Annotated in this window: 19 protein-coding genes and 1 pseudogene; 6 read left to right on the top strand and 14 right to left on the bottom strand. The window is 71.8% G+C overall.

Annotated elements, in window-relative coordinates; genetic code table 11:
* Positions 1–7 precede the first annotated feature (7 nt).
* From ACIA73_RS03570 to ACIA73_RS03585, 4 genes and pseudogenes are all read right to left on the bottom strand, one after another.
* Entirely contained in the window at positions 8–1,723 is a 1,716-nt protein-coding gene (locus ACIA73_RS03570) for an ABC transporter ATP-binding protein (protein ID WP_399436574.1), read from the bottom strand.
* A 188-nt stretch (positions 1,724–1,911) separates the two neighbouring features.
* Positions 1,912–2,325: pseudogene (locus tag ACIA73_RS03575) on the bottom strand (metal-dependent transcriptional regulator); the annotation flags it as partial.
* On the bottom strand, positions 2,322–4,265 hold the full coding sequence (locus ACIA73_RS03580; RefSeq protein ID WP_399436575.1) for an ABC transporter ATP-binding protein: 1,944 nt from the start codon (positions 4,263–4,265) through the stop codon (positions 2,322–2,324). The pseudogene ACIA73_RS03575 and the gene ACIA73_RS03580, both read right to left, overlap by 4 nt.
* A complete protein-coding gene (locus tag ACIA73_RS03585) occupies positions 4,262–5,707 on the bottom strand; it encodes an MFS transporter (RefSeq protein WP_399436576.1) in 1,446 nt (481 codons plus the stop codon). Before ACIA73_RS03585 ends, ACIA73_RS03580 begins: the two co-directional genes overlap by 4 nt.
* A 205-nt stretch (positions 5,708–5,912) precedes the next feature.
* On the opposite strand from ACIA73_RS03585, the gene ACIA73_RS03590 reads away from it, so the two are divergent.
* Complete coding sequence (locus ACIA73_RS03590; protein ID WP_399436577.1) at positions 5,913–6,662, top strand: TetR/AcrR family transcriptional regulator; 750 nt, start codon at positions 5,913–5,915, stop codon at positions 6,660–6,662.
* Positions 6,663–6,692: 30 nt separating this feature from the next.
* Here the strand turns inward: ACIA73_RS03590 and ACIA73_RS03595 are convergent, their stop codons facing one another.
* Positions 6,693–7,829 carry a winged helix DNA-binding domain-containing protein gene (locus tag ACIA73_RS03595; RefSeq protein WP_399436578.1) on the bottom strand — a complete coding sequence of 379 codons (1,137 nt, stop codon included), beginning with the start codon at positions 7,827–7,829 and terminating at the stop codon, positions 6,693–6,695.
* Between the two features lie 182 nt (positions 7,830–8,011).
* On the opposite strand from ACIA73_RS03595, the gene ACIA73_RS03600 reads away from it, so the two are divergent.
* Positions 8,012–8,800: a hypothetical protein gene (locus tag ACIA73_RS03600; protein WP_399436579.1), complete on the top strand. Its 789-nt coding sequence runs from the start codon at positions 8,012–8,014 to the stop codon at positions 8,798–8,800.
* A gap of 31 nt (positions 8,801–8,831) precedes the next feature.
* On the opposite strand, the gene ACIA73_RS03605 is transcribed toward ACIA73_RS03600, so the two are convergent.
* Both ACIA73_RS03605 and ACIA73_RS03610 read right to left on the bottom strand, forming a co-directional pair.
* Positions 8,832–9,221, bottom strand: coding sequence for a VOC family protein (locus ACIA73_RS03605; RefSeq protein WP_399436580.1), 390 nt, complete (start codon positions 9,219–9,221; stop codon positions 8,832–8,834).
* A gap of 67 nt (positions 9,222–9,288) precedes the next feature.
* Positions 9,289–9,492 carry a hypothetical protein gene (locus ACIA73_RS03610; RefSeq protein WP_399436581.1) on the bottom strand — a complete coding sequence of 68 codons (204 nt, stop codon included), beginning with the start codon at positions 9,490–9,492 and terminating at the stop codon, positions 9,289–9,291.
* A 106-nt stretch (positions 9,493–9,598) separates the two neighbouring features.
* On the opposite strand from ACIA73_RS03610, the gene ACIA73_RS03615 reads away from it, so the two are divergent.
* Positions 9,599–10,252 carry a TetR/AcrR family transcriptional regulator gene (locus ACIA73_RS03615; protein WP_399436582.1) on the top strand — a complete coding sequence of 218 codons (654 nt, stop codon included), beginning with the start codon at positions 9,599–9,601 and terminating at the stop codon, positions 10,250–10,252.
* A 133-nt stretch (positions 10,253–10,385) separates the two neighbouring features.
* Here ACIA73_RS03615 and ACIA73_RS03620 read toward each other — a convergent pair whose 3' ends face one another.
* Positions 10,386–12,167 carry an MFS transporter gene (locus tag ACIA73_RS03620; RefSeq protein WP_399436583.1) on the bottom strand — a complete coding sequence of 594 codons (1,782 nt, stop codon included), beginning with the start codon at positions 12,165–12,167 and terminating at the stop codon, positions 10,386–10,388.
* A gap of 889 nt (positions 12,168–13,056) precedes the next feature.
* Between ACIA73_RS03620 and ACIA73_RS03625 the strand changes: the two genes are divergently transcribed.
* From ACIA73_RS03625 to ACIA73_RS03635, 3 genes are all read left to right on the top strand, one after another.
* Complete coding sequence (locus ACIA73_RS03625) at positions 13,057–13,422, top strand: MerR family transcriptional regulator (protein ID WP_399436584.1); 366 nt, start codon at positions 13,057–13,059, stop codon at positions 13,420–13,422.
* Positions 13,423–13,472: 50 nt separating this feature from the next.
* Positions 13,473–14,153, top strand: coding sequence for a GntR family transcriptional regulator (locus ACIA73_RS03630; protein WP_399436766.1), 681 nt, complete (start codon positions 13,473–13,475; stop codon positions 14,151–14,153).
* A 159-nt stretch (positions 14,154–14,312) separates the two neighbouring features.
* A complete protein-coding gene (locus ACIA73_RS03635; protein ID WP_399436585.1) occupies positions 14,313–15,665 on the top strand; it encodes an amidohydrolase in 1,353 nt (450 codons plus the stop codon).
* Between the two features lie 47 nt (positions 15,666–15,712).
* On the opposite strand, the gene mnhG is transcribed toward ACIA73_RS03635, so the two are convergent.
* From mnhG to ACIA73_RS03665, 6 genes are read right to left on the bottom strand one after another with little or no spacing between them, the layout of a single operon-like run.
* Positions 15,713–16,060: a monovalent cation/H(+) antiporter subunit G gene (mnhG, locus tag ACIA73_RS03640; protein ID WP_399436586.1), complete on the bottom strand. Its 348-nt coding sequence runs from the start codon at positions 16,058–16,060 to the stop codon at positions 15,713–15,715.
* Complete coding sequence (locus tag ACIA73_RS03645; RefSeq protein ID WP_399436587.1) at positions 16,057–16,353, bottom strand: monovalent cation/H+ antiporter complex subunit F; 297 nt, start codon at positions 16,351–16,353, stop codon at positions 16,057–16,059. Before ACIA73_RS03645 ends, mnhG begins: the two co-directional genes overlap by 4 nt.
* Complete coding sequence (locus ACIA73_RS03650; RefSeq protein ID WP_399436588.1) at positions 16,350–16,994, bottom strand: Na+/H+ antiporter subunit E; 645 nt, start codon at positions 16,992–16,994, stop codon at positions 16,350–16,352. The genes ACIA73_RS03645 and ACIA73_RS03650 overlap by 4 nt, the downstream gene beginning before the upstream one ends.
* Entirely contained in the window at positions 16,991–18,700 is a 1,710-nt protein-coding gene (locus ACIA73_RS03655) for a Na+/H+ antiporter subunit D (protein ID WP_399436589.1), read from the bottom strand. Before ACIA73_RS03655 ends, ACIA73_RS03650 begins: the two co-directional genes overlap by 4 nt.
* A complete protein-coding gene (locus ACIA73_RS03660; RefSeq protein ID WP_399436590.1) occupies positions 18,697–19,386 on the bottom strand; it encodes a Na(+)/H(+) antiporter subunit C in 690 nt (229 codons plus the stop codon). Before ACIA73_RS03660 ends, ACIA73_RS03655 begins: the two co-directional genes overlap by 4 nt.
* The gene (locus tag ACIA73_RS03665) at positions 19,383–22,343 is read right to left on the bottom strand and encodes a Na+/H+ antiporter subunit A (protein ID WP_399436591.1); all 2,961 of its coding nucleotides are present in this window, start codon (positions 22,341–22,343) and stop codon (positions 19,383–19,385) included. Before ACIA73_RS03665 ends, ACIA73_RS03660 begins: the two co-directional genes overlap by 4 nt.
* Positions 22,344–22,471: the final 128 nt, after the last annotated feature.

Consider the following 22,471-nt stretch of genomic DNA (forward strand, 5'->3'; position numbering starts at 1 on the left):
GGTGGGGTCACTCGGCTGTCGCCGGCGTCCGGGCGAGGTTCCAGAAGTCGGCGTAGTGGCCGCCCCGGCGCAGGAGTTCGTCGTGGGTGCCCGACTCCGTGATGCGGCCGTCGTCGAGGAAGACGATGCGGTCGGCGCGTCGGACGGTGCGCAGGCGGTGGGCGACCATGACGACGGTGCGGCCGGCCATCAGGCGTTCGATGCCGTCGTGGACGGCGGCCTCGTTGACCGGGTCCAGGGCGGAGGTCACCTCGTCGAGAAGTACGACAGGGGCATCCTTGAGCAGGGCGCGGGCGATCGAGACGCGTTGGCGTTCGCCGCCGGAGAGCAGTGCTCCGCCCTCGCCGACATGGGCGGCCCAGCCGCCGGGCAGCCGGCCCACGACCTCGTCCAGACGGGCTGCGGTCGCCGCCGCGCGGACCTCGGCCTCGGTGGCGTCGCCGCGGCCGAGGCGCACGTTCTCCTCGATGGTGCCGTCGAAGAGGTAGACGTCCTGGAAGACGAACGAGATGCGGGACATCAGCGTCTCGGTGACGATGTCGCGTACATCCACGCCTCCCACCCGTACCGTGCCGGTGTCCACGTCGTAGAACCGGGCGATCAGCTGGAGCAGGGTGCTCTTTCCCGCACCGGACGGGCCGACCACCGCGAGCCGCTGCCCCTCGGGCACGGACAGCGACAGCCCGTCGAGGACGCGGTGCGCACCGTGCCGGAAGGAGACGCGCTCGAACTCCAGGCCGTGGCCCTTTGGGTGTGCCGGATCGGCCGCTTCGGGGAGGGGTTCGGTCTTCAGTACGTCGTCCAGGCGACCCAACTCATGCTGTGCGGCACGCAGTTGCCCGCCCATCTCGGCGAGTGACAGCAGCGGGTCCGCGCAGCGCGCGGTCAGCACCAGGACCGCCAGCAGCTCCGCCGCACCGATGTCCCCGCCGAGCGCGAGCGCGACCCCCAGGACCAGCAGCCCGGTGAAGAACGCCTGCACGGTCAGGGCCAGACCCAGGATTCCGGGCAGTGCGGAGAGGGTGGAGCGGCGGGAGGCGCGGCGGAGTGCGTCGAGGGAGTCGTCGAGGAGCCGGAAGCGTTCGGTGGCGCGGCCGCCGGCCCGCAGCACCGGCTGGGCCTGGAGGTATTCGATGACCCTGTCGGTGGCTTCCTGGTCGCGTCGGGCGCGCTCGGTGTCGCCCGCGGCCGTCGCGCGCCCCGCACGGGACTGGATCAACGCCACCACCGGTACGGCGAGCAGCGCGGCCAGCCCCAACTGCCACTGGAAGGCGAGCAGTACGGCGACGATGGTCAGGGGGGTGACGAGGGCGGAGACGTACGGGGCGAGCAGATGGGCGATCACGCCCATGGCCTGGAGCACCCCCTTGCTCGCGAGGACGGAAACCTCACCGACCCGGCCGGTGCTGTACCAGCCGATGGGCAGCCGGGCCAGGTGGTCGCCGAGGCGGTGGTACATCCCGTGCAGCAGGGTGGTTCCGGCCCGGAAGCCGGACAGGTCGCTGACGTACCGCAGTACGGCGTAGAGCGCGACCGCCGCGCCGAACGCGGTCAGCCAGGGCCAGGCGTCGCGGGGCGTGGGACCGAACAGTGCGCGCAGCACGGGGACCAGCAGGGCGTAGGAGAGCCCCTCGGCGACGGCGGTCGTCGCCATCAGGGCCACGGTGCGGCGCACGGGGCGGACGTACTGCGGGCCGAGGACACGGAGCAGCGTGCGGATCATCGGGGCTGGTCTCCTAGCGGTGCGTCGCGGAGGGACAGGGCGCGGGGCCCGTGTGCGCAGTGCGGTTCCTGGAAGGTGTGGTTGCCGAGGGTGCTGGGGAGGGTCGTCCGCGTTCCGTCGGTCGGCGCGGTGCTTCCCGTGGCGGTGGCAGCGCCCGGCACGGGCCGTACCGCGGTGGCGGAACCGGGCTCGCCGCCCGGGATCGGGCTGCCGTGCGGGCACCTCGCGGGGCGCCCGAGGATTTCGGTCAGCCGCCTTTCCGCCGCGTCGGAGATCACGTGCTGCCAGCCGGTGGCCTCGACGTCGACGTCCTCCCGGCGCAGCCCGATCACCTCCACCAGCAGGCACTCGGCCAGGCGGTGTTTGCGCATCACCCGTAATGCCCGGGCGCGGCCGGGCCCGCTCATCACCAGCCGTCGGTCGGCCGCCACCCGTACCAGGCCGTCGCGCTGCATCCGGGCCACGGTCTGGGAGACGGTGGGCCCGCTCTGCCCGAGCCTCTCGGCGATACGGGCGCGGAGCGGGACGATTCCCTCCTCCTCCAGTTCGAGGATGGTCCGCAGATACATTTCGGTCGGGTCGACCAGGCCTGGGGTGATCATGGGCCCTCCTTGGCCGGAGGGTGTTCGGCCGCCGACCGGTGGTTGTGCCAGAAGGCGGCGAACTCGCCGTCCCTGGTGAGGAGTTCGGTGGGCCGGCCGCGTTCGACGATCCGGCCGTTGTCCAGCATCACGACGGTGTCGGCGTCGGCGATGGTCTCCAGGCGGTGGGCGATCACCAGGATCGTCCGGTCATTCGTCCGGCTCCCTGCCCCGTCATTCGTCCGGTTCCCTGTCCCGTCGCTCGTGCGGTGACCCGTCCCGTCGTTCGCCGGCTCGGTTCGGTCTGGACCGCCTGATCCGCGCGACACCAGCGCCCCACGTACCGCCTGTTCGGTCTGCGGGTCGGCGAAGGCGGTGGCCTCGTCGAGTACGAGGACGGGGGTGTCGGCGAGCAGTGCGCGGGCCAGTGAGATCCGCTGGGCCTCGCCGCCGGAGAGTCCGGCGTCCTGGCCGATCACCGTGTCGTACCCGTGCGGGAGCTGGAGGATCCGGTCGTGGATGTGGGCCTGGCGGGCGGCGCGTACGACGTCCTCGTGGTCGGCGTGCGGGACCGCCAGGGCGATGTTCTCGGCGACCGACGCGCGCAGCAGACGTACGTCCTGGAAGACGAAGGACACCGTCCGGTAGAGGTCCCGGGGGGCCAGTTCGCGCAGGTCGACGCCGCCCAGGAGCACCGAGCCGTGCGTCGGGTCGAAGAACCGGGGCAGCAGCTGGACCAGCGTGGACTTGCCGCTGCCGGAAGGGCCGACGAGTGCGGTGACGGTGCCCGGCTCCAGCACCAGGTCGATGCCGCCGAGGACCTCGCGCCCGTCCTCGTAACCGAAGCGCACCTCGCGCAGTTCGACGCGGTGTCCCTGCGGGGAGAGCGGATGGGCTGGTTCCGGCAGGGGCGGGACCTCCAGTACGTCGCGGATGCGGCCCACCGCGCGGCGGGCGGCCTGCATGTCGTCGAAGCCGTGGCCGAGGGCGGCGATCGGGGCGGTCAGCCCGAGGCCGAGGAGGAGGAAGGGGAGGAGGTCGGCCGGGGCGAGGGTGCCGGACGTGATCAGCGACGTGCCGCCGATCAGCACGACCGCCAGCACGAACGGCGGCGAGATCGCCACCTGCATCCCGGCGGCCACAGCGGCCAGACCGCGCACCATCCGGTAGAAGACGCGGGTGAAGTCGTCGGTCGCGGCGAGGAACCTGCGGTGCGCGCGCCCACCCCCGCCGAACGCCTTGACCACCGCGATGCCCTGCACGAACTCGACCACCGTGCTGGCGATCCGCTCCATCGCCGTCTCGAAGTCCGCCTGTTCGCGCAGCCGGGTCGGCGTCATCATCAGCGGCACCAGAGCCAACGCCAGCACCACAGGAATCAGCGTGATCAGCGTCAGCCGCCAGTCGACGGCGAAGAGATAGACCAGCGAGGCCAGCGGCACCACGAACGCGGACACCAGCTCTCCCGGCGCATGGGCGACAAACGGATGCACCGCACTCACATCCTCACCCAGCACCTTCGCCAGCTCCCCGGTCCTGCGCCGCGAGAACCAGCCGATCGGTACCCGCCCCAGCTGCGCGGCCAGTTGCCGCCGGAACGACAACTGCACCCGTACGTCGAGCAGATGCCCCACCCCCGCGGCCGCCGCCGTGAACAGCAGCCGCACGAACAGTCCGGCCGCCCCCGCGCTCACCACGAGCCACGCATGGCCGCGGTCGACCGGCCCGGGGGCCAGCAGGGTCCGGCCCAGCTCGACGACCGCGAGCAGCGGGGCAAGTCCGGCGAGTGCGCCGATGACCTGGAGGAACATCACGGAGACGAAGGTGGCGGTGTACGGGCGCAGCAGGTGTGCGATGCCCCGTTTCGGTGTGGACCCGGCCTTCGGGAGTGGTGCGGAGGCGGGGTGCTGCGCGGCGGGTTCGCTCGCCCGGGTGAGGTCGGTGAGGTCGGTGCTGGTCATCGCGGTCCTCCCTTGATCGTGGTGTCCGGCTCTCGCGCGTCGGCGGGGCCGTCCTGCTCCGGGCTCCGGCTGTGCGCCCAGCTGTGCGCTGACGGGCCGGTGGGCCGCAGCAGGGTCAGGGCGGTGAGTGCGGCGGCGACCAGCAGTGCGGCGCCGAGGATGAAGGCGTACGCGTAGCCGTCGGTGAGGGCTGCGGGGGTGACGCCCGCTCCGGTCTGCCCCTCTTCCGTACGTCCGTGGGCCGCCGCACCCAGCACCGCGAGCCCGAGCGACGCCCCGAGTTGACGTGAGGCGGCCAGCAGGCCGGAGGCGGTGCCCGCCTCGTGCGGAGGGGCCCCCGCGGTCGCGAGCGACACCACGGGACCGAGGCAGAGCCCGAAGCCGATACTCACCACGAGCGAGGGCCCCAGGACGTCGAGGGCGAAGCTGCCGTCCGCGTCGATCCGGCTGAACCAGAGGAATCCGGCCGCGGTCAGCAGCCCGCCGCCGGCCAGCAGCGTGCGCGGGGCCAGCAGATGGCCGAGCTTGACGGCGGCCACCGAGCCGAGGACCACTCCGAGGGCGAACGGCAGGAACATCAGCCCGCTCAGGGCGGGGGCCTTGCCCAGGACGTTCTGGAGGTAGAGGGACACGAAGTAGAAGGAGGACGCCATCGCCGCGCCGGCCAGCAGGTTGAAGAGATTCGACGCGGCGATCGCGCGGTGGGCGAACAGGCCGAGCCGGACCAGGGGTTCGCGGGTGGTGGTCCGCTCGACGTACAGGAACGCGGCCAGCAGGGCGACGGCCGCCGCGAGGGTGGTCAGGGTGACCGCGGAGGTCCACGCGTACCTGTCCGTACGGACGATGCCGAAGACCAGCAGTGTCATCCCGGCCGTGGCCAGCACCCCGCCGAGTACGTCCGGGCGGCCCCGGTGGGCGGGGGGCGGGCCCGGGGTGATGCCGCGTACGGCCAGGAGCAGGGCGCCGACGGCCAGGGGGACGTTCACGAACATCACCCAGCGCCAGCTCGCGTACTCCGTCAGCACTCCGCCGATCAGGACGCCGAAGGCGCCTCCGGCGGCGTTCGTCGCGCTCCACACCCCGTAGGCCCTGACCCGGGCGCGGCCCGAGGGGAACGCGCCGGAAAGCAGCGCGAGCGCGGCCGGGGCCAGCATCGCGGCGCCGATTCCCTGGGCCGCGCGGGCGGCGACCAGGTGGCCGGGCTCCTGGGCGAAACCGCCCGCCAGCGAAGCCAGGGCGAAGAGGCCCAGGCCGAGCAGCAGCAGGCGTTTGCGGCCGTACGTGTCGGCGGCCTTGCCGCCGAGGAGGAGGAGCCCGCCGAAGGTGAGGGCGTACGCATGGATGACCCAAGTCAGGCCCGAGGTACCGAAGTTGAGGCCCACGGCGATCTGCGGCAGGCCCACGTTGACCACCGAGAGGTCCAGCGACACGATGAATTGCACGAACGCGACCGTGGTGAGCGTGAGACCTGATCGCGGGGGTGGACCCGCGCCCTTGTCCGTCATCGCAGACTTCCGTCCCCGTCAGGGTTCCGACTTTCGGAACACGTTCCGAAAGTAGCACCGAGGGAGCCCACTGGGAATGCGTGTGAGAGGAAACCCGGACTCGCCGGACCGATCGCGGCGGCGTCACGGCATCATGAGGGCCATGCCCCGACCGCCCGACCCAGCCTCCGACCGCACCGGCCGACCGCCCGCGGCAGCCTCCGACCGCACCGCTCGGCCGGCCGCGGCGGCACAGCGCCGTACCGGCCGCCCGCCCGTCACCTCACGTGCGGAGATCCTGGAGGCCGCGCGGCAGCTGATCGACCGCGACGGCTGGGAGAAACTGACGATCCGCCGGCTCGCCACCGAGCTGGGTATCGGGGCGACGACCCTCTACCACCACATCCGCAACAAGGAAGATCTGCTGGTCCTCCTGCTCAACCAGCACCTCGGTGGATGCGCGCGGACCGAGCTGCCCGCCGATCCGCGCGAACGCATCATCGCGGCCTCCCTCGCCGGCTACGACGCCCTCGCCGGCTGGCCCTGGGCAGCCGAGATCCTCACCCGTGACGGGTTCGTCGGCCTCCTCGACGAATCGGCCCTCTGGCACGTCGAGGGCATCCTGTCCGGAGCTGTCGGCTACGGCTGCACCCCCGAACACTCCGTCTACATCATGCGCACCATCTGGTACTACACCGTCGGTGAGATCCTGGTCCGCGCCCACTCCCCGTACGTCCTTCCGGACGGTGAACTCCCGTCCTACCGGCCTACGCTGGACCCCGCCCAGGTGCCCCACCTGGCCGCCGTCAGGAACCAGTGGCACGCCCTGTCCGGTCAGGACACCTACCCCCTGGGCCTCCGTGCCCTCGTCGACGGCCTCCTCGCGCAGACCGTGCCGCAGGCTTCAGGCTGAGCGCCGGGCGGTCGCCGGTTGGCGGGACGCTCACCCCTTGACCGTCACGGTCTCCGCGCCGGGGAAGCCCTTGGCCCACCAGTGCCCGTAGTGGCCGTAGACCGCCGGGTCGCGGTCGGCGAGCAGGAGCCACAGCTTTTCGGCCTCCTCGGTGAGGGCCTGCCAGGACGGCTTGGTGAGCTTGTGGAAGGTGGTCAGTTCCAGGCCGTCGGCCCCCGCGCGCCATACGCCGGCGACCCGGCCTTCGACCAGCAGGCAGGGGAGCATGTCGCCGTTGCGGCGGACGACCAGGGGGCGGTACTCCTCGGGCAGGACCCGGCCCGGAATGGCGTGGGCCAGCAGGGTGCTGTCCCACATGGGCAGGAGTCTCGGCGGGGCGGGGGTGTCCTCGGGCGGGACGGTCGCGTCCGGCAGGTCGAACAGGGGGTTGCGGTCCGGGCCCGCGACCCGTACCACTTGGCCGTCGAGCTGGCCGAGTGCCTCGGTGATCACCGTGCGGCCCAGCAGGGTGTAGCGGGCGAAGTCCCGGGCCGAGGCGGGACCGAACGCGCGCAGGTAGGCGAGCAGGAGTCGCTGAACGCCGGCTTCCGGGGTCACCGGAGCGGTCATCCGCGGTGCCGCGCTGTAGGTGTTGCGGCGCGGCAGGAAGGACCACGGCCCGCCGTTGGGTGCGCGGTGCACCGGGGCGTACGTCCGCAGGGCCCACCACAGCCGCCTGCCGTGCTCACCGAAACGCCCCTCGATCTCGGCCTCCACCTCGGCGCCGGAACGGGTCTGGGCCAGGAAGCCGATGAGATGGGGGAGCAGCGCGTCGGCGTCCGCCGGGGTCAGCCCGGTGGAGGTGAAGCGGCGGTCGTGCAGCCGCGAGCCGCGCAGGCTGCTCAGCATGGCGGCGTGGAAGTGGGCGTAGTCCTCGGTGTGCACGGCGTGCAGGGTGATGCGCATCAGGGTCGCCTTGACGACGCTGCCGTCGCTGAACGCCGCGTCCAGGTCCTGCGGCGCGAAGTCCCGCAGCCGGTTCCACAGGGCCAGGTACGGCGAGGCCGGCGCCTGGGCCTGGAGTGCGCAGAGGCGGCGTACCGCGTCCGGTACGTCGAATCGCTGCCGCTCCAGCAGGAGTTGACGGTCCAGGGTGGCCAGAGCGAGTTGACGCACGGTGAGGCTCATGGGCGGATTATCGCGGGTCTCCTCGGCCGGGCGGGACGCGTTCGCGGGAGCCGGACGGGACGCGTTCGCAGGAGATCGACCGCACAAGACCGTTCACAGGATGTCGCGCGCAGGAGGTTCCGCATGAAACAGGGCGGGGCGGGGGATAACGGAGCACGAAGGACGGACTGCGGGGGCTGCCGGTGCAGATGTCGAAGGTCTTCCTGGTGACGGTGGACTGGGAGTACGGGTCGCGGGGCGGCCTGTCGCGACGCCGGCAGCGCAGGATCCGGTGGTGGCTGCGGCTGCTGGTCGCGGCCGTCGCCCTGTCGGGGGCCCTGTGGTGCACGGAGCGGGTGTCCGGATCGTACGAGCGGACCCTCGCGTTCCAGCAGGCGGCACCCTGCCCGGGCGGTGCCACCTCGCACCCCGGTGATCTGTGCGTCGGGCGGGAGAGCGCCGTGGTGGAGTCCCGTCACGAGAGCGAGAGCTGCACCACGGACAGCAACGGCCTACGGAGCTGTTCGACGACGTACACCCTGACCCTCCGCAGGCCCGACCCCGGCCGCACCCACGAGATCGGCGTCGGACACGACCTCTACCAGCGGACCCGTGTCGGCGACCGGGCCGAACTGCGCGTCTGGCAGGGGGACTTGGTGGCGATGAGCCTGCGAGGGGAGGAGACGACGTACGCGCCGCCCTCCCAGCACTTCATGCGCCTGATGACCGGTGTCGCCCTGCTGCTCCTCGGCCTCGGGGTGTGGGCGCTGGTCAGCGGCACGGTGGACCTGGAGGAACCGTCGGCACCGGTGGCCTGGACCGGGCTGGTCCTGACCCTGCCGTGGCTGATCGACGCCATCCTGCTGGGGGCGAGCACGAAGCAGTGGGTGATCACGGGGGTGCTGGTCGCGGTGGGGGCGGTGTGGCTGTTGGTCGGCCTGTGGCGGGAGTTCTGGGAGTCCCGGCTGGGGTCGTTCTTCCGGACTCGGTGACGGTGCGGGTCCGGAGTTCCGCGGCATCCGTTCACGAGGTCATCGGTGTCACCCACTCGACGAACTGGATGATCACGCCGTTGGGGTCGGTGATCTGGAAGAGGCGTTCGCCCCACGCCTCCTCGCACAGCGGCATGGTGATGGCCACGCCCGCGTCCGCCAGGCGCTTCTCCTCGTCCTGGATGTCGGTGGTGGTGAAGGCGAGGATCAGGCCGGCGGCATGCTGGTCGCGCTGGTCAGCAGGGAGTACTTCGGTGCCGCGGACCAGCAGCACGATGTCGACCGCCGCGTCCTGCCGGGTCAGCGAGGCGAAGCCGTCGGCGGCGGCCTGCTCGGTGTAGCCGAGGTGGGTGGTGAAGAACTGCTGGGAGGCGGCGACATCGTCGACGGTGAGGGAGACGGTGGAGGTGGTGATCTGCAAGGTGATGCTCCTCAGGGGCGGGGCGGGGCGGGGCGGGGCGGGGTGTGTGGGTGGCGGCCGGTGCGGCTCAGTAGCCGGAGCGACGGGGCAGGTTGCGGGTTCGCGGGGGATTGCGTCGGGCCCGGTCGGTACGGGACTGGGCGGGTGGGCGCGGGGTGCTGCGCGACGTGGCGGCGGTACGGGCGTCGAGCTTGGCCGGGGTCGGGCCGAGGCCGAGCGCCGGGACGCGCAGGGATGTGAGGGAGAGGTGGGGGAGCAGGGGTTCAGGCACACGCACTTCCAATTCTTAGGGTCGGGCGAAACTTGCGACGGACGTAAAATTAGCCCACCCGATCGAGGGTGTCAACGTAAAAATGCTACGAGTGTAAGATTCGCGCATGGTTACTGAAACCGATCCGTCCGCACCCCCTCTCGGCCTGCGGGAATCGAAGAAGCAGGAGACTCGGCAGCTCATCTCGGACCACGCCACCCGGCTGTTCATGGCCCAGGGCTTCGAGCAGACGACCATCGCTGAGATCGCCGCCGCCGCGCGGGTCGCCAAGAAAACGGTGACCAACTACTTCGCGCGCAAGGAGGACATGGCCCTGGACCACCAGGACGCCTTCGTCGCCCTGCTGGCCCGGACCGTGGCCGACCGAGCGTCGGGTGAGTCGCCGCTGGCGGCACTGCGCCGCACCTTCACCGACGCGGCTGCGGCCGCCGACCCGGTCGCCGGATTCGCCGGACCCGCATTCGTCCGCATGATCGCCGACAGTCCCACCCTCTCCACCCGCCTGCGCGACCTGCACGACCTGCGCGAGGCCGCCCTCGCCGAAGCCCTGGCCGAGGCCACCGGCACGGAACCCGACGACATCACCCCGCGCACCGCCGCCGCCCTGCTCGGCGCCGTGCACCGCACCCTGTTCCAGCGCATCCAGGAGCTCACCCTGGCCGGTCAGGACAACGCCCGGATCTCCGCCGTCGTCACCGCGGAGGCGGCCACCGCCTTCGGTCTGCTGGAACCCTCACTGGCCGACTACGCGGCGGGATGAGCCGACCGGCGACGCAACGCGGCACGCAGAGAGCGAGAAGCGCGCCGGATCCGGAACGCGAGAAGCGCGCCGGGTGAGGACCCGGCGCGCTTCTCAACTGGACCGACAGCAGCAGGGCCGCCAGCAGGCTCAGTTACCCCTTCGTGGCCTGCTCGGCCAGCGAGTAGGACGAGTCCGGCGCGCCCAGCACCAGGTCCAGCCGTACCGCGCCGTCCTCGCTCCGGTGGGTGGCGGACGCGGCGCGGGACGCGTGGCCCGGGGCCGTGGAGGCGAGGACGTAGGGGCCCGGGGCCGGGACCGTGAGGGAGTAGTGGCCCTCGGGGCCGGTCAGGGCGGAGCCCGCCTGGCGGCCGCGACGGTCGATCAGGGTGACCTTGGCGTGGGTCACGGGGGTGCCCGCCGGGTCGAGGACACGGCCCCGGAAGGACGCGAGGGCCTCGGTGGCCTGGGCCAGGTGGGCGTCCTCCTCGCTGCTGGCGCGGAGCTGGACGTGCTGTTCGGGGGCGGCCCTGCGTCGTCCGGGCAGCGCCAGCGCGAAGACCAGGCCTACCGCGACCGCGCCGGTGGCGATCAGGAAGGAGACCCGGAAGCCGTGCATGGTCGGGACGGCCACCGGGCCCACGTGCTGCGCGGTGTTGGCCAGCACCATGCCGATGACGGCCGACGACACCGACGTACCGATCGAACGCATCAGGGTGTTGAGGCCGTTGGCCGCACCCGTCTCGGACGGGTCGACCGCGCCGATGATGAGGGCCGGCAGGGAGGAGTAGGCGAGGCCGATGCCGGCGCCGACGACCACCGAGATCACCACGGTCTGCCAGGCGGCGCTCATCAGGCCGAGCCCGGCGCCGTAACCGATCGCGATGACCAGCATGCCGATGATGAGGGTGAACTTGGGCCCGAAGCGGGCCGAGAGCCGGGCGTACAGCGGCGCGGTGAACATCATCGTCAGGCCCAGCGGCGCGACGCACAGACCTGCCATGACCATCGACTGGCCGAGGCCGTAGCCGGTGGAGGCCGGGAGCTGGAGCAGCTGGGGCAGGACCAGGGAGATCGCGTAGAAGGCGACACCGACCATGATCGAGGTGAGGTTGGTGAGCAGCACCTCGCGGCGGGCGGTGGTGCGCAGGTCGACGAGGGGTGCCTTGAGGCGCAGCTCCATCACGCCCCAGGCGAGGAGCACGGCCAGCGCCGCGCCGAACAGACCGAGCGTGGTGCCGCTGGTCCAGCCCCAGTCGCTGCCCTTGGTGATGGGGAGGAGGAAGAGGACCAGGCCGAGCGCGAGGCCGAAGGCGCCCGCGTAGTCGAAGGTGCCCGGGGCGCGCAGCGGGCTCTCGGGTACGACGAGGAGGGTCAGCACGATCGCGAGGACGCCGAGGCCCGCCGCGCCGAAGAACAGGGTGTGCCAGTCGGCGTGCTGGGCGACCAGTGCGGCGAGCGGCAGGGCGAGGCCACCGCCGACGCCTATGGAGGACGACATCAGGGCCATCGCCGAGCCGAGCTTCTCGGCCGGGAGCATGTCGCGCATCAGGCCGATGCCGAGCGGGATGGCGCCCATGGCGAAGCCCTGGAGCGCACGGCCCGCGATCATCACCAGGAGCTGGTCGGTGAAGGCGCAGACCAGTGAGCCGACGACCATGACGGCGAGGCTGGTGAGCAGCATCCGGCGCTTGCCGGCGAGGTCGCCGAGACGGCCCATGATCGGGGTGGCCACCGCGCCCGCGAGCAGGGTCGCGGTCATGACCCAAGTGGCGTTGGTGGGCGCGGTGTTGAGGAGTTCGGGCAGGTCCTTGATGACGGGGACCAGCAGGGTCTGCATGACCGCGACGACGATGCCGGTGAAGGCGAGGACGGGGACGACGCCGGTCGTTCCCGATCGGCCGGTCCGGCGGGTGCTGGTCGTCGGATGGGGCATGGGGGTGGGCCTCCGGGGGTGGTGCTCGGGACGGCAGGGGAACTGCGCGCGGGGTGGGCGGGCGTCGGTGTACGGCAGTTGTGTGTAACCCGAACCTGTTTCCCCGGGCGGCTATTCCGAGGATCGTCGTACGTACGCGATTCTTGACCTGCTCATTGCGTGGGGAGCGTTCTGCCCCTTGCGTGCGGAGGTGCCTGCGCCCTTGCGTGCGGAGGGGGACGGTGTGGCCGTGTCCCGGCCGGGCGTAACTGTCTCGTCGCGGCGCGTCTGAAAATCTATGTCGGCCGGTGTAGACATTCGCCGACGGCGTGGCTATGGTTTCTCTCGTAGCCGAGATTGAGCAGGGCCCGGCAGACACGAACTGCCGGGCAGCGTTACCGCAGTTGCAGGACGGTGCGGTGGTGGAGTTTCGAAGCCGGAGTGGTTGCGATGGCGACGGGGCTGACGACCGGACCGGGCGGCCCGCAGTGATCAGGGGCCGCCGCAGTGCAGTACCGCAGTTCCGTTTGGGCAAGAAGATCCGCAGAGGGAAAGAACGGAGGAGTTGTCACCATCAGGATCGCCCGGGCAGAAGTCGCGTCCGGGTACCGCAGGACATCGATAGGTAGGTGGTCTCCGGTCAAGCAACCGCGATCCCCGCATCCCCGACGCTCCACAGGTCGGGTCGGCGGAAAGAGAACGTCGGCGCAGTACGAAAGCCGACAGATGGTGTAGCAGTTCCTTCGGGGCCCTGGTGCCGGTACGGCGCCAGGGCCCCTCGACGTGCGTCGCGGGGCGCTTGAGAGGCTTCGCAGGTCGCGCAGGACTCACGGATCGCAGGGTTCACGGACCGACCGGTTTCAGGACCCGACAGGCTTCACGACTCGACAGGCGTCACAGAGAGGTGCCAATGACAGCAGACAGTTCGGCCGACAGTTCCCGTACTTACGACCGTCTCGACGATGACGACTACCCCGCCTACACCATGGGCCGGGCCGCCGAGATGCTCGGTACCACCCAGGGCTTCCTCCGTGCGATCGGTGAGGCCCGGCTGATCACCCCCTTGCGCTCCGGGGGCGGCCACCGCCGCTACTCCCGCTACCAACTGCGCATCGCCGCCCGCGCCCGGGAACTCGTCGACCAGGGCACCCCGATCGAGGCCGCCTGCCGCATCGTCATCCTTGAGGACCAACTGGAGGAGGCCCAGCGCCTCAACGTCCAGTACCGCCGCGCCTCGGAACCGGCCGAGCCGCAGGCGGAGGAAAAGTCCCGGTGACGGACGGCGAAGCGGCCGCCGGGGGGCGGGCCGGGGGCTCGCGTCCCTCGATGAGCGCACAGGCCAGGGAGTCCGTACGGCAGCGGATCATCGACCGGCGCTACCCGATGGGCTCGCGCCTGGTGGAGCGCGAGGTCGCCGAGGAGCTGCGGATGTCCCGCGTCCCGGTGCGCGAGGCGCTGCGCGCGCTGGTCACCGAGGGGCTGCTGGAACTGCTGCCGCACAGCGGGGTGCGGGTGCGCAGTCTGGAGCGGGCCGATGTGCGCTTCCTGTACGAGGTGTGGGAACCGCTCGCGGTACAGGCGTCCCGGCTGGCGGCCAGGCGGGTGGCGGACGGGGCGGGGGCACATCTCGCGGAGCTGCGCGGACTGCTGGAGCGGGCCGAACAGGCGGCGGCGGTCGGCGAGGGGGAGCGTGAGGTGGCCGCGCACACGGCGTTCCACGACGAGGTCGTGGCGCTGGCCGGCAATCCGCTGCTGATCCGCACCATGGAGCAACTGAGCTGGCAGCTCCAGCTTCTCTTCGGGATGCGCGAGGAGCCCGCGCACATGCGGGCCCAGCACGCCCAGATGCTGCGGTACATCGCGGCCGGTGACGAGGAAGCGGCTGCGGCCGTGACGTTCCTGCATGTGCGGGACAGCCGGGCGGTGGCGCTGCACTCGCTCTTCGGTGATGAGCTCGGCAAGCAGCCCGGTGAGCGGCTTGGCGAGGAGTTGTATACCAAAAAGTAGCCAAGGTGGCTCGGTGCGGCGAAGATGCCGTGAAATGTGCGGGAAATCTTGTTCGGGTCCAGTGGTTGGTATACAAAAGCGGGAGTCTCTCGTGCGGTCCGACGTTCGCTGCCCCGCGTCGTCATCCGCCACCCGCTTCCCTCCGTAAGGAGTCCCCCCATGGTCCCTCCGCTCTCCCGCCGAGGCGTTCTCGCCGGCGCCGCTTCCCTCGCCGGTACGGGTGCGGTCCTCGGCTCGGCCGCCACCGCCGCCTCCGCCGCCTCCGCCGCCTCCGCCGCCACCGCCGCCTCCGCCGGTACGGCCGGGTCCGGCCGCGGCGCCGACCGCCACCGCGGCACCACCGCCGTCTTCCGCGACGTACGCCCGTACGGCTCGGAGAAGTCCGTCGACCTGACCGTGATCGACGGCCGGATCAGCGACCGCCCCGCACCCCGCAACGCCCGCATCATCGACGGCGGCGGCCGCCTGGCCCTGCCCACCCTGGTCGACGCGCACATCCACCCCGACAAGACCACCTGGGGCGGCAAGTGGATAACCCGCAAGCCCGCCAGTGGAATCGCCGACTACTGCGCCCAGGACGTCGAGGTCTTCCGCACCGAGCCCCGCTCGGTCGGTGAGCGGGCGTACGGGCTGATGGCGCACGCCGTCACCCGTGGCACCCGCGCCATGCGCGCCCACGCCGATGTCGCCCCGGCGTACGGCCTCAAGGGGCTCGAAGGAGTCGCCGAGGCCCGCGAACGCCTGGCCCACGCCCTCGACGTACAGATCGTCGGCTTCCCCCAGCACGGCGTGATCCGCACCCCCGGCACCGCGAAGCTCCTGGAGGACGCGGCCCGCAGCGGCCTCGTCGACATGATCGGCGGCATCGACCCGATCAGCTTCGACAACGCCCTCGACGAGCAGCTCGACCTGGTCTTCCGTCTCGCCGACCGCTACGACGTCGGCGTCGACATCCACCTCCACGACCGCGACGACAGGGGCGTCAAGGTGCTGCGCGGCATCATCGAACGCACCCGCGCCCTCTCCCTCCACGGCAAGGTGACGGTCAGCCACGTCTTCTGCCTCACCAAGCTCTCCGAGGCCGGCCTCGACACCATGGCCGCCGACCTCGGCGCCCTCGACATCGCCCTCACCACGGTCGCCCCCAACGAATCCCTGGTCCTGCCCATCGCCAAGCTCAAGGCGCACGGTGTCCGCGTCGGCCTCGGCTCCGACGGCGTCCGCGACTCCTGGAGCCCCTTCGGCAACGCCGACATGCTGCACCGCACCCACATTCTGGGCTGGGTCACCGACGTCCGTCTCGACGACGAACTCGACGACTGCTTCACCGTCGGCTCGCACGGCGGCGCCGATGTCATGCACCTGGACCGCGCCACCCTCAAGCCCGGCGCCCCCGCCGACTTCATGCTGCTGCGCGCCGAATGCACCCCGCAGGTCGTGGTCGACATGCCGCAGCGCGACATGGTCGTGCACGGCGGCCGGATCGTGGCACGGGCGGGCGAACTGGTCTGACCCGGTTCGCGCCCGGGCAGCCAGCCCGGCCAGCCAGGTGAGGGCCCCTACTTGGGCGGGCTGTCCTTCAACTCGTCGTAGAGCAGAGGGCATTCGTCGACCAGACCGGTGCGGTACGCGGCCCGGGCGACCAGGTGGGCGGCGACCGCGCTGGTGAGGAGCTGGAAGAAGGCGACCAGCGCCAGGGTGCCGAGGTCGAAGGTGGAGCGGAGGCGGAGGGCGACGCCGGCCACGAGCAGCAGCATGCCGAAGGTCTGCGGGTTGGTGGCGGCGTAGCTCCGGGTGAAGACGTCGGGGAGCCGGAGCATGCCGACGACACCGTTCAGGCAGCTCATCGCGCCGCCGAGGAGGAGCACGGAGCTCACCAGGTCGGCGGCCCGGGACCAGTTGCTCATGCGCGCTCCTCGGCGGCCGTGGGGCGGTCCCGGCGGGCGATGAACCTGGCGATGCCGACCGAGCTGGTGAAGCCGAGGAAGGACAGCACCAGCATGATCGAGAGGTAGTAGCGGGTTCCGGTCATGGCCGCCTGGACCCCGATCCCGGCGATGATCAGCACGGCCGCCACATCGACGGCCACCGCCCGGTCCAGCATCGAGGGCCCGCGGGCGACGCGGACCAGGAGGAGGGCCCCGGCGAGCGCCAGGACGACGAGTGCGGCGTTGAGCAGGACGGTGGTGACCTGGGTCATGGGCGGGGCGCCTTTCCGGTGGCGGGGGAGGGGGGCGGCGGTTCGACCGGGGGCGGCTCCCGGCGGACACGGTCGCATTCCTCCAAGGTGCCGAAGGCTTTCACCACCAGCCGCTCCAGCCGCCATACGTCCTGGCGGGTGCGGGCCACCGTCCTCGGGTCGTCCGCGCCGGTGACGTGCAGATACATGGTGGCGGTCGCCGCGTTGACCTCGACGAGCGCACCGCCGGGCACGCTGGAGACGGCGACCGCGGTCGCCGCCAGCATCAGGTCCGTACGGCAGCGCAGCGGCACCCGCACCACCGCCGCCGGCTGCGGACGCCCGGACCAGGCGAGCAGGACCACCGCGTGGCCGGCCAGGGTCATGTCGATCAGGAGGTACTTGGCGAGCCGCAGGATGCTCAACGGGCGCAGCCGCAGCCCGAGTTCGACCGGCGGCAGCGGAAAGACCAGGCAGAGGACCACGGCCACCAGCACGCCGGAGAACAGGTTGCCCCAGGAGGGCCCGGACCACAGCAGCATCCAGATCACGGCCAGCCAGCCGATCAGCGGCGCATCGAGACGGCGCAGCAGTGAGCGGGGGGTGGAGGGCAGGCCGGCGTCCGGGGGCGTGGGCAGGGGTGGGGGGACAGGCGCGGTCATGGTCCGAGTACCGCCTCGATGTAGGGGGTACGGGCGAGGAGTTCACCGGCGGAGCGGTCGGCGAGGCCGATGAGCGGCGTGGCGAGGAGGGTGTAGGAGAGGCCGAGTGCGACGGCGGTCGCGGTGGCCGCCGTCATCAGCCGGGGGACGTGGGCTTCCGGCACGGTGCTGGTGGCGGACGTGGTGGCGGTGGTGGCGACCGTGGTGGTGGCGCACGCGGTGATGGTCGCGCCGGCCCGCTGCCGTACCGGAAGGGTCGGCCCGGGGGAGGGGGCCGAGGATCGAGCGGTGTCGGCCGGGTCGGTGGTGTCAGCCGGATCTGTGGTGTTGGCCGGGTCTGCGGTGTCCTCCGGTGGGGTGGTGCCCGTCGGTTCGCAGGGGTCGGGTGCCGGTGCCGTGCGCCAGAAGGCCAGGTTCCACACCTTGGTGACGACGTACAGCGTGAGCAGGCTGGTGAGCGCGGCCGCCGCGAGCCCGGCGTACGCCCAGGTCCCGCCGTCGACGGCACCCGCCTGCAACAGCCCCAGCTTGCCGAGGAACCCCGACAGCGGTGGGATTCCGGCGAGGTTCAGCGCGGGTACGAACCACAGCACGGCCAGCAGCGGGGCGGACCGGATCACTCCGCCGAGGCGGGTCAACTCCGTTGATCCGTAGCGCCGTTCCAGCAGTCCCACGGTCAGGAACAGAGTGGTCTGTACGGTGATGTGGTGCGCGGTGTAGACGATGGCCCCGCCGATCCCGCCCCGGCTGCCCAGCGCCAGCCCGTACAGCATGAAGCCGATATGGCTGACCAGGGTGAACGACAGCAGCCGCTTCAGGTCGGTCTGGGCGACCGCACCGTGGATGCCGACCAGCATCGATGCGACGGCCACCGCCATCAGGACGCCCGAGAGGCGGTTGCCGGGGAACAGCAGGGTCTCGGTGCGGATCATGCAGTAGACGCCGACCTTGGTGAGCAGGCCCGCGAAGACGGCGGTGACGGGGGCGGGTGCCGTCGGGTAGGAGTCGGGGAGCCAGGCGGAGACGGGGAAGGCGGCTGCCTTCACACCGAACACGGTGAGCAGCAGCACCTCGATCAAGGTGCGTACGCCCAGCGGGAGTTCGGCCAGCCGCACGGCGAGCTGGGCGAGGTTGACGGTGCCGGCCGCGGCGTAGGTCACCGCGATGCCGGTCAGGAACACCATGGAGGAGACCAGTGAGACGATCATATAGGTGGAGCCCGCGCGCAGCCGGGCCTCGGTGCCGCCCACGGTGATCAGCACGAAGCTGGCCATCAGCATGATCTCGAAGCCGACGTAGAGGTTGACCAGGTCCCCGGCGAGGAAGGTCAGCGACACCCCTGCGGTGAGGATCTGGTACGCGGGGTGGAAGAACGACTGCGCCCGGGGGCCGGACGAGGGCCCGTCCTGGCCGATCGCGTAGAGCAGCACGAGCAGTGTGATCGCGCCGGACACGGTGAGCATCAGCGCGGAGAGCCGGTCGGCGACCAGCGTCACGCCGAGCGGCGGCGTGAAGTCGCCGAGGTGCGAGACCAGGGGCCCGTGACGGTCCGCCTGGACGAGCAGGATCACGTCGACGGCCAGCACCACCGTGAGCAGGGCGACCGACATCCACCGCTGCCAGCGCACCAGCCGGGGCCCGATCACCACCGACCACCCGCACCACGCGAGCGGCAGCACGACGGGCAGGGGGACGAGTGCGTTCACCGGGACTCCTCGGTGTCGGACGGGCCGGAGGTGTCGGGCGGGCCGGGTGTGGCGGACGGGCCCGAGGTGTCGGGCGGGCCGGAGGTGTCGGGCGGGCCGGAGGTGTCGGGCGGCCCGGTCGGGCCGCCCTGCGCGCCCCCGCTGCGCGGCGGGTCCGCTCCCAGCACGTCGTCCCATACGTCGTCGGAGTAGTCCGCGTCCCGCGCCTGGTACGCGCGGTCGTTGCGGATCCGGCGCCGCTGCTCGCGCAGCACCTCGCGCACGGAGCGCCGGTCCGGGTCACCGGCATGGGCCCGGGCCCGCAACTGGGCTCGTTCGGAGGCTAGTTGGGACCGCAGGGCCACCCTGCGGTCGGCCTGGTCGTCCGGTACGAAGTCGGAGCCGGTCAGCCGGGTGCTGCGGTACGCCATGGCCAGTACGAACGCCGTGGTGGCCAGGGTGATCACCACCGCGGTCAGCGCGATGGCCTGCGGCAGCGGGTCGCTCACCTCGTCGTGTGCCGCCCCGGGGTACAGCAGCGGGGGCACTCCGGCTGGCCCGCTGGCGGCGAGCACCAGGATGTTGACGCCGTTGCCGCAGATGATGATGCCCATCAGGACCCGGGTGAGGCTGCGGGTGAAGATCAGTGTCGCGCCGACGAAGGTCAGTACGACGGCACAGATCAGCAGCGAGGCGCTGACGGTCATCGGACCTCCTCCTCGGCGAGCGCGGGGGCCGCCGCGTCCTCGGTCCCCCGGTCCGTCCAGGCGCCGAGCGCCCGGACCGTGTCCAGCACCACTCCGGTCACCAGCAGATACACCCCGAGGTCGAAGACGACGGAGGTACTCGCGTGCCAGTCGCCGATCAGCGGCAGATGTCCGTGCCAGGACCAGGCGTGCAGCACGGTCCCGTCGAGCAGACCGGCGAGCGCGACGGTGGTCGAGAGGGCGAGGCCGAATCCGAGGAAGACGCCCGGCCGTACGGTGGTGGCCGCCTCCAACTCGTAACGCCCGCCCGCCAGGTAACGGATCGTCAGGGCGATTCCCGCCACCAGCCCGCCGACGAAACCACCGCCGGGCAGGTTCTCGGCGCAGAACAGCAGATACACCGACAGCACCAGGATCGGATGGAAGACCAGCCGGGCGATCACCTCGAACACCACCGACCGGTGCCGGGGGTCGAGCGTCCCACCGGCCGCCAGCCAGTCCCGCTCGGGCGCGGCGTCGTGGTTCTGCGAGGGGGTCGAGGGCGGGGCCGGGCCCGGCTCAGGAGCCGGCTCCGCATCCGGCGCGGGGGGCCGGGCCCGGAGGGCAGAAGCGGCCCCGTCTCCCGCTCCGTCCCCCGCCACCACCGGCGCCCACGCCTTGGGCGCATCCGGATTCCGCCGCCCGCTGTACATGTACAACAGGCTGCTCACCCCCACCACGGCCGCCGCCAGCACCGCGGACTCACCCATCGTGTCCCAGGCCCTGAAGTCGACGAGGATCGTCGCCACCACGTCCTTGAGCCCGTGCTCCGCCGTCGCCTCCACCATGGCCGCCCCGGCCGGGGCCTCGGTGCGCGCGCCCGCGGCCAGCCACAGCGCGCCCGCCGCCAGCAGACCGCTGAGCAGCCCGGTCACCATGGACACCACCCGGCGGTAGCGCCTGGCGGTGTCGCCGAAGAACAGCGGCAGCCGGCGCAGCACCAGAACCAGCACCACCGTCGAGACCGTCTCCACACCGAACTGGGTCAGTGCCAGATCGGGCGCCCCGTGCACCACGTACAGCAGAGCCGTCCCGTACCCGGTGAGCCCGGCCAGCACCGCGGCCTGCATCCGCCGCTGAACCGTCAGACACAGCAGGGCACATACGCAGGTCAGCGCGGCCACCACGGCCTGCCAGGGGGTGTCCCACAGCCGGGGCGGCGGCGGCCCCTCCCGCCAGGGCCGGTCGATGAGGAACACCGCACCGAGCCCGGCCAGCATCACGAACATCACGTTCGCCACATAGGAAGGCAGCGAGCCCTTCTGCACCGCCCCGGTCAGCTGGAGCGCGCCCCGCTCCAGCCCGAGCACCGTCGCGTCGAAGACCCGCTCCGCCGACGGCCACGCCATCCGCCGCCCCAGCCCCGCCACCTGCCCGCGCCGCGCGAACAGCGCGGCGCCGAGCCCCCAGGCCACCGCCGACAGCGCCGGCGCCGTACCGAAGCCGTGCCACAGGGCGAGGTGGTAGGGGTGTCCGGGGGCCGGGTACTGGGCGGCGTACGCCTCGAAGAGCCCGGCCGTCCGGCCGATCCCCGGCCCCAGCACCAGACCGCCGAGCGCCGGCACGGCGGCGGGTGCCAGGAATCCGAACGGCACCCGGTGCACCGGGGTGTCCGCGAGGCCCGGTTTGCGCGCGAAGGCCCCCCACAGGAAGCGCAGGGTGTACGCCGTCGTGAGCGCGGAGCCGAGCACGATCAGCGCCAGCGCCCACCGCTCGCTCACGCTCCCGTCCAGCAGGGCACCGAACGCCGCCTCCTTGGAGACGAACCCGAGCAGCGGAGGCAGCGCGGCCATCGACGCCCCGGCCACCACCGCCACCGCGCACACCCACGGAAGCGCTCGCCCCACCCCCGACAGATGGCGCAGATTGCGGGTCCCGGCCGTGTGTTCGACGATACCGGTGACCAGGAACAGCGGGGCCTTGAACAGGGCGTGCGCCAGGATCATCGCGACGGCGGCGAGAGCGGTGTTGTACGTCCCGGCGCCCGCCAGCACCATCAGGAAACCCAGCTGGCTGACCGTGCCGTAGGCCAGCAGCAGCTTGAGGTCGTTCTGCCGCAGTGCCCGCCAACCGCCGAGCAGCATGGTCGCGGTCCCCAGGGTGAGCACCGTCTCCCGCCACGGCGCGACATCCGCGAGCGCGGGCGCGAGCCTGGCCACCAGATACACGCCGGCCTTCACCATCGCCGCCGCGTGCAGATACGCACTGACCGGGGTCGGCGCCGCCATCGCGTTGGGCAGCCACAGACTCAGCGGCCAGATCGCCGACTTGGCCAGCGCCCCGCACAGGATCAGCACCACCGCCACCGAGAGGGCCGTGTCCGGTGCGGGCGGCGCCGCGAGGATCTCCGAGATCCGGTACGTCCCGGCCAGGTTCCCCAGCATCAGGAACCCGACGAACATCGCGAGCCCGCCCACCGAGGTCACCATCAGCGCCTGGAGCGCCGAGCGGCGTCCGCCGCGCTTCTGACTGTCGTACCCGATCAGCAGGAACGACAGGACCGTGGTCAGCTCCCAGAACAGATAGAGGACCATCAGGTCATCGGCGAGCACCAGCCCCAGCATCGCCCCCGCGAACCCCAGCAACTGCCCGGCGAACGGTCCCAGTCGCCGGTCCCCGGCATCGAAGTAGCTGACGCAGTAGAGCAGTACCAGCGCCCCGAGCCCGGCGGCCAGCAGCACCATCAGCAACGACAGCGCGTCCAGCCGGAACGCCACTTCGACGTCGTACGTCCTGATCCACGTCCACGCCTCGGTGACCGGCCGCCCCGCCACCACGTCGTCCCACCGGGAGAGCGCCCAGCCGCACGCCAGGGCGGGCGGAATCGCGAGCACCGCAAAGACACGCGGTCCCCACCGGCGGACCAGGGGGGCGGCGCAGAGAGCGAGAACGAAATGGCCAAGGACCAAAAAGGTCATAGAGCGACAAATAGCAATACGGCGGGTGGAGTGGGGGCGCGACACGGCACGCCTCCCCGCCTTTCCCCGGTTTAGACACAGGCTCTGAGGGGGGAAGCGAGGAGGCGCCGGGTGGGTGGTGTCGGTGT

The sequence above is a fragment of the Streptomyces sp. NPDC051561 genome (assembly GCF_044454195.1).
GTDB lineage: Bacteria > Actinomycetota > Actinomycetes > Streptomycetales > Streptomycetaceae > Streptomyces.